The organism is Prosthecobacter sp. (genome assembly GCF_014879935.1).
GTDB lineage: Bacteria > Verrucomicrobiota > Verrucomicrobiia > Verrucomicrobiales > Verrucomicrobiaceae > Prosthecobacter.
On the sequence record NZ_JACSRD010000036.1, the window covers coordinates 1 to 5,885 of the forward strand.

A 5,885-nucleotide genomic window follows, 5' to 3' on the forward strand; every position below is an offset into this window, starting at 1 on the left:
CGGGGGCGCGGGTGGCGAGGAGGTGCAGGGCCTCGGGCAGGGTGGTGGCGTGCGCGGTGTCGTCGCGGAGGTCGGAGACGAGGTTGCGGGCTTCGCTTTGGATGCGGGAGACGAGGCTGCGACTGGTTTCGAGCAGGGTGCGGGCTTTTTCCTCGAGCGGTCGGGTGCTGGCGGCATCGAGCCGGAGGGAGAGGCCGGTGAGCTCCTGCTCCAAGGTGTCGTGGAATTCGCGAGCGATGCGCTGGCGCTCGTCGAGCGCGGCCTGGTGGGTGATCCGGCGTTCGAGGCGTGTGATGTGCCGCCGCTGCTGGGTGATCCAGAAAAGGGTGAGCAAGATGATGCCGACGAGGACGGCGATGGCGATGATCAGCTTTTTCGCAGTCCAAAAAGGCGCGGCGCTGAGCACCTGAACATCCGCGATGGAGCGGAGGAGGAGTGACGCGCGTTCCGGCTGGGAGCGGAAGCCTTTGTCGGTGGAGGATTCGATGAGGCAGATGCCGGTGAGCAGGCAGGCGGAGCCGATTTCGAGCGCTGGTGGTGGTGGGTTCAGCAGAAAGGCGCGAATCGAAGTGCCAGCGGAGGTGAAGCGCAGTTCATGGCCGTCGTTTGTGCGGAAGAAGTCATTCAAAACGGCTGGAGTCGTGATCTGGACGAGGTCGGCGTCGTGGGAGCCGTTTTGAAACTCGGCGAGCGACACTGCCGAGGCTCTCGCGGTTTCCGCAGGTTCGGTCGAGAGCACCAGGGCATCGGCCAACGAGGCACTGAACCCGGACATGACGGGGAAGCCGGTGATTTCCGCGAGATGGCCTGGCGTGAGATCCACCGGCGTGCTGAGACGAATCGCGATGGAGGGCGATTGAGGTGATCTGGGAGCTACATCCGTTGGTATTTCGCGTGGTGGAGGCGGTGGTGTTGAATCGCGCAGGAAAACACGTCCATCAGTGAATGCGGCGAGCACGGCGCCGCGAATGCGTGCGCGATGATGCGGCTCGTCGGCGGCTCCGAATCGCAGCAAGGTGGCGACGGAGATGATGGGCAGTGATTCGGGTGGCTGGGCAGTCTGCGTGATCGCGACATCGCTCCAGTCCGTGACGCGCAAGTAGGGAAACACGAGCTGGCGGCGGTCATTGATGCCGCCAGCGGCGAGAGCCGTGATGCGCAGGCGGGCGTCGATGAGCTGTGGCGCGGCCTCCAGCGGCGCATCGACCCGCACCTCGATGACACGACTGCCCATGGCAAGGCGCAGGAGGGAGCGATTTTCGTCCAGCGGCGTCATGGTGCGCCCGAGACCTTCGACGACGACGCGTTGATAATGGAAACGGCCGGTGGCGAGGTCGTCGTAAGTGGCTGCTGCGGCTGCCGGGGGCGCCCCATGGCCGAGGATCTGGAGTTCGGTGACATCGACGCCGGGAAAGTAGAGTCCGGCGGTGGTGGTGCCCTTTAGACGCACCTGATCCCCAGCGCGGAGGTCGTTGCGGCCTGGTTTGAAGTGCAGGTGGGTGCCTGCGGTGTCGTCCTGAACGAAGACCGTGGTGTTGCTTTCGACAAAACCGACCGTGGCGGTGAGATCGACGGGGAGTTTCTCCAAACTGCGCTCGTAAGGCAGGGTGCGGATGTCGATGGCACGGCTCAGCTCTGCTGAGAACGACGAATGAGGAATGCCGAATGCCGAATGAATGACCAAACCGGCGATCAGGAGCCGCCAGCGATGCCTGTCATTCGTCATTCGGCATTTCTCAGTCATCTGTCACGGGGCCACCGCGTTGGAGTTTACGGACGAGATCCTTCACCTCATGCGCACGGCGCATGTCCTTGAATTGTACTTCGATGCCGGCGTTGGCGGCGGTGGAGAAGTCGATGCTGCCCAGGCCGAGGAGGCCCTTGAGGCCGGATTCGTAAACGTCGATGCTGCGGATGTCGCAGATGCGGGCCTCCTTTGAACTGCGACCGATGATGCCCCAGATGAGTTCCACGCGCTCGCGAGTGACGATGTAGTCGTGTGAGTAGCGAGCGATGCCCACGGCGATGAGCGTGGAGGAGGCGCAGAGCAGGGCGATGACGGCGTATTCGAGCTGGATGGCAAACAGCAGCCCGGCCGCAATGAGGAGCAGCAACACGAGGAAGAGCGCCTTGGTGTAGCCGAGCCAGGATGGATGCGCGTGATGCAGGATGACCTCGCCGCTGGGGGTGTAGTCGAGATCGTCATCGTCATCCGCGTCGTTTTCGGGCTCCGGCGCCGGTTCCTCTTCCGCCTGCGCCATTTCTTCTTCGGCGAGGCGTTCTTCCTCGGTCACGATCTCGTGATCCGGGCTGATTTCGCGATACGCGGGACGGTTCAGTCGTGACTGGGCCGCATTGCGACGCATGCCGCTGATGAGTTCGCCCACGGTGTGGGTGAGGCCGGTTTCCTCATCGACACACATCTCGCCGCGAGCCAGAGAACCGCGGGCGACGAGGGTGTGGAGGTCCTCCTTGGACAAAGGCTCGCCAAAAGCCGGGTGGTTTTGCAGCGTGTAGCGGGCGGACATGGCTGGGGGCGTATGACGTGTCGTCTGGCGTCTGCCACCAAAGCACAGGCAGGCTGCCTGTGTCACGCACGATCACTCGTCTTCGGGCACTGGCGGCAGCAAGTCTTCGCGCTTCAGCAAATCCGCGACCTTCAGCAAGAGCAGCTCGCCTTTGGGTGTGCGGAGAATTTCGCCCAGGAAGGGCGTGAGGCGGTCCATCTCGGCCACGGCCGAGTGCACCATGCTGGCGAGGATGCGCTGGTCGTGCCGGTGCGGTGGAAAGACGTTGGTGATGCGGAACATCATCTGGCCGCCGTCCCATTCGAGCTCGAAGTTCCCGAGGTTGAGCTCCTTGTTCACGCGCATGATGAGTTCGCACACCGGAAGCCGATGCGTGGAGGGAACCTGAAGCGTGGCGGTGGCGACGACGCTGACGATGTGCGTCTCGCCAAAGACCTGCATGTGCAGCGGCACCTTGGTGTGGTGGGCCTCGAAGTCGCTCTCGATGACGTTGTGCTCGGGGACCTCGCGGTAGTGCCAGCCCATCTCCTTGAACGTGCTCAGTGCGGTGGCGTAGAGGGCGGACATCCGGAGATTTGAAATTTCAAATTTGAAATCTGAGATCAGACAGAGTGGTCGGGACGGCGAGATTCGAACTCACGACTTCTTGCTCCCAAAGCAAGCGCTCTACCAGGCTGAGCTACGTCCCGAAATTTGGACCCAGGCCGGTTTGGCGAGGGGCGGCGATAGTCGCCGCGAATTACGAGTGCGCAAGGGGAAAGGCAGGTGGAAAATGATGAATGGCTCAGCGTCCTTCCAGATTCAGCGTCACGGTGCCGCTGAAGTTGCCGATGAGTTCGCGCTCCCACCATTCGCCGGAAACCTGGCGGACCTCGGGCAGGGTGTAGTGGTAGCGGTAGAGCTTGGCCCGGATGTGGGTGATTTTTTCGACGGGGAAGGGGGGCCCGGGGAGGAGGCCCCACACCGGCTTCTTGTGCTGTAGCAGGGCGAGGTAAAACTGGCCGAACCAGTGCATGGGCGAGCCGGGATTCGCATCGCGCTGCGGATCGTAGCCGGGATAGAGCGCGGCGAACCACATCTGCCAGTCGAGCCTTGGCTGGTGCGGGGCGATGAAGCGGGGCGCGATCTTTGGATCGCCGGGTTTGTATTTGAAGTCGAGCGGCAGGAACAGCGCGCCATCGTCGCTGACCTCGATGATGACCTCCGGCCGCTCCTCGGTCATGTCCTGGAAGAGGCCGTAGGCGTTGAAGCTGCGGCTGCGATGGATCGCGAGGTCGAGGTTCTCGTGCCAGCTTTGCGGCAGCCGGGGCTGATAGCCGCGAATGCGCCCGGCGAGGAAGGAATCGGCGGCCAGAAGCGTGAAAAGCACGATGGGCAGCACTGCGAGAAGCGCAGGCCATTGCGTCCAGCGTTTGAAGGGCGGTCGCGGGGCCTCGGCGTCGATACGCAGCCAGTGGCGCAGGCGTTTCGGCCACCAGCGGTCGTCGAGCAGCGTCAGCGAGAGCGCGGCGGTGAGCAGGTTGAAGAAATTGTAGTTCCCGGTGACGAAAATGACGGCCATGAGGCCCACGAATCCGAGCGCGGCAGCCAGGCGGCCCCAGCGGCCAAGAAAAATCGCAAACGGCAGCACGAGTTCGATGACATACATGATCCAGCAGCTCGCGACGTGGAACCCGCGCGACAGATGATGAGCGAACCACGACAGGCCGTTGGGCAGCGGCTGCGTCTCGTAGTGGTAGAGCAGCGCGGTCATGTTTTCCCACGGCAGATCACCGCCGCCGATCTTCACATAGCCGGAGAGAAACATCAGGCGGAAGACCAGCCAGTGCAGCAGGAAGATCGAACCGCGTGGTGGCTCGGTGACGCTGCGAAGCGACCAAAACCGCCACGGCGCGACGAACAGCGCGAGAAATCCGGCCTCCAGCAGCAGCGCATCCCATTGGTAGCCCATGAAGATGTCGCCGGTGACGGCGAACGAGAGATAGCCGAACCACAGCAGCGCCAGCAGCGGCCCCTGGGCCACTCCGGCCATCACGAGCACGCACAACACGCAGCAAGCGATCAGAACGGCGTGCGCAAAGGCATCGCTGTAATGCCAGTGAAACACGGTGGGGAACTGCCAGAACAGCGACTGATGTTCGCGCTCCTCGAAGGCGTGGATGTTTTCGATCAGGTTCTTCGCGGGCAGAATGCCGTTCTCTCCCACCAGTCCGTCATATTGCAGGCCCCAGGAGACGAAGGCGATCAGGTAGATCCCCGCCAGCAGACGCGGAAACAACCAGCGGACGACGCTGTAGCTTCCGCGATGGGTTTCGAGCCAGCAGAGGATGTTCATGTTTTGTCAGGCGGCGAGGCGGTCATTTTGTCTTCGGCCGTCTTGTGTTGTGATGATATTCGCGCAGGGAGGCGGCGTAGTCAGCCTCGGTCACATGCAGTTCATCTTTGGTGTCGGGCAGCCCCGGATCCCAGGCTGGAGCGCCGATATGACGGGCAACCGCTTCCCATGTCTTGTGAGCGCTGCGTACTTTGGAGCATTTCTTCTGCCAGAACAGCTTTACCGGGTCGGTGGCCGCGAATCCCTCCGCCGTTTTCTTCAGGTGTCCTGCACGGATGAGACGAGCACAGCCGGTTTCGAGTTCGCCGCGGGAGATGATCGCGTGGTTTAGCCAGTCTGCGGCAGCGATGATGTCGGTGAGTGTCGCTGACTCCGCATTCCGTGAAGCATAGATGACGGAGGTCAACACCCAGCCGTCCCAGTGCTGTAATTGGCCGTCGTTCATGGAAGACTACATGATCGCCTTCCGCGGATTCACGTCCAGCACATGCGTCAGGTCACGTTCGCTCATGTCGAGCTGCTCATATGCGTTCGTTTTGATGCGCGGGACGGTGACGGTGCTGCCGACGAAGTGGGTGCCATCGGGGGAGCGGGCGACGAGGTCGTCGCCGATGAGGATGTCCCAGCCGGCGAGGGTATAGCGGCCGGGGCCGAGGCGGGCGGCGGAGATGGCGTCGGTGACGAAAATGGTGCGTTCGAAGCCGATGCTGGCGAGCCAGTTTTTCAGCACGAAGAAGGGCACATGCACGCCATCCGGGATGAAGCAGAGCCAGAGGCGCTCGTGCAGGCTGAGGGCGCGCTGGATGATGTTGTCGTGGCGGTGCATCTGGATCGGGCAGCCGTTGCCGAGGTGGGTGAACATGGTCAATCCGGCGTCGCAGGCGGCGCGGAGCTGGTCGAGCGAGGGATCGCAATGACCGGCTGAGACGGTGACGCCCTGCGCGGCGAGGAAGGCGGTGGTTTTGCTGCCCTCATCGTGCTCCGGGGCGAGAGTGACGAGTTTCGCGAGGCCCCCGGCGGCG

The 5,885-nt window shown here is 62.9% G+C and carries 5 protein-coding genes, 1 tRNA gene and 1 pseudogene; all 7 read right to left on the reverse strand.

Annotation, left to right across the window (positions count from 1 at the left end):
* On the reverse strand, positions 1-1,744 hold a 1,744-nt coding region (locus tag IAE77_RS00575), incomplete at its 3' end, for a histidine kinase (RefSeq protein ID WP_294219709.1).
* A complete protein-coding gene (locus IAE77_RS00580) occupies positions 1,737-2,528 on the reverse strand; it encodes a PH domain-containing protein (protein WP_294219710.1) in 792 nt (263 codons plus the stop codon). The genes IAE77_RS00575 and IAE77_RS00580, both read right to left, overlap by 8 nt.
* A gap of 72 nt (positions 2,529-2,600) precedes the next feature.
* Positions 2,601-3,095, reverse strand: a complete 495-nt coding sequence (locus IAE77_RS00585) for a hypothetical protein (protein ID WP_294219711.1) — start codon at positions 3,093-3,095, stop codon at positions 2,601-2,603.
* A 45-nt stretch (positions 3,096-3,140) separates the two neighbouring features.
* Positions 3,141-3,217 (reverse strand) — tRNA-Pro (locus IAE77_RS00590).
* Positions 3,218-3,312: 95 nt separating this feature from the next.
* Positions 3,313-4,863: a lipase maturation factor family protein gene (locus IAE77_RS00595; protein ID WP_294219712.1), complete on the reverse strand. Its 1,551-nt coding sequence runs from the start codon at positions 4,861-4,863 to the stop codon at positions 3,313-3,315.
* 22 nt (positions 4,864-4,885) lie between these two features.
* Positions 4,886-5,308 (reverse strand): hypothetical protein, encoded by a 423-nt coding sequence (locus IAE77_RS00600; RefSeq protein WP_294219713.1) that lies wholly within the window; start codon positions 5,306-5,308, stop codon positions 4,886-4,888.
* Between the two features lie 6 nt (positions 5,309-5,314).
* Positions 5,315-5,885 (reverse strand): annotated as a pseudogene (locus IAE77_RS00605) (N-acetylglucosamine-6-phosphate deacetylase); the annotation flags it as partial.

Excerpts from the sequence above, each read along its gene's own strand:
- IAE77_RS00580 (WP_294219710.1), bottom strand. The coding sequence starts at position 2,528 with ATGTCCGCCCGCTACACGCTGCAAAACCACCCGGCTTTTGGCGAGCCT.
- IAE77_RS00585 (WP_294219711.1), bottom strand. The coding sequence starts at position 3,095 with ATGTCCGCCCTCTACGCCACCGCACTGAGCACGTTCAAGGAGATGGGC.
- IAE77_RS00595 (WP_294219712.1), bottom strand. The coding sequence starts at position 4,863 with ATGAACATCCTCTGCTGGCTCGAAACCCATCGCGGAAGCTACAGCGTC.
- IAE77_RS00600 (WP_294219713.1), bottom strand. The coding sequence starts at position 5,308 with ATGAACGACGGCCAATTACAGCACTGGGACGGCTGGGTGTTGACCTCC.